The following is a 611-nucleotide window of genomic DNA, read 5'->3' on the forward strand; positions in this document are numbered from 1 at the left end:
TTGAAGAATTTTCAGGGTTGGAATATACTGTTCAGTTATCAAGGTTCTGTTTTGTCTTACTTATAGAAGAAAGACCAACGGAGAAGGAGGGATTTGAACCCTCGCGCCGCTATTAACGACCTACTCCCTTTCCAGGGGAGCCCCTTCAGCCGCTTGGGTACTTCTCCACAGTAAGGCTGATGTTATTGCGGTATAAAGTTATGTTTACAACCAACACAGCATGTCCGCTCACGATCCGCTACCCAATCAGCTGATCCGCAGCACATACAGATACAAATCCAGGTTATAATCAAGCGGAGAGGATGGGATTCGAACCCATGCGCCCTTGCGGACAAACGGTTTTCAAGACCGCCTCGTTATGACCACTTCGATACCTCTCCAAAAGTGTGCCTTAGCATTATACTATAGAGACAAGTCTTTGTCAATAACTATTTTACATTTTATTGACATAATCCCTTTTGTTGCCACCGGTATTTCCCGGGCGAACGTATTACATCTTACCATCAAAGATTCGTCTTGTCAACAACTAATTTGCATTTTTTTAAAAAACTTTTACAGACTGAAGTGAAAAGTTTATTTCCACTTTGAAGGGGGCAAAGTGGATTTTAATC

2 tRNA genes are annotated in these 611 nt (G+C 42.2%); both read right to left on the reverse strand.

What is annotated here, in order from left to right:
* Nucleotides 1-78: 78 nt before the first annotated feature.
* Nucleotides 79-167: transfer RNA gene (locus DWZ56_RS22570), tRNA-Ser, on the reverse strand.
* A 127-nt stretch (nt 168-294) separates the two neighbouring features.
* Nucleotides 295-380 (reverse strand) — tRNA-Ser (locus DWZ56_RS22575).
* Between the last annotated feature and the right edge of the window lie 231 nt (nt 381-611).

The sequence above is a fragment of the Lachnotalea sp. AF33-28 genome, assembly GCF_003477885.1.
In the GTDB taxonomy this organism is placed as follows: Bacteria; Bacillota; Clostridia; order Lachnospirales; family Lachnospiraceae; genus AF33-28.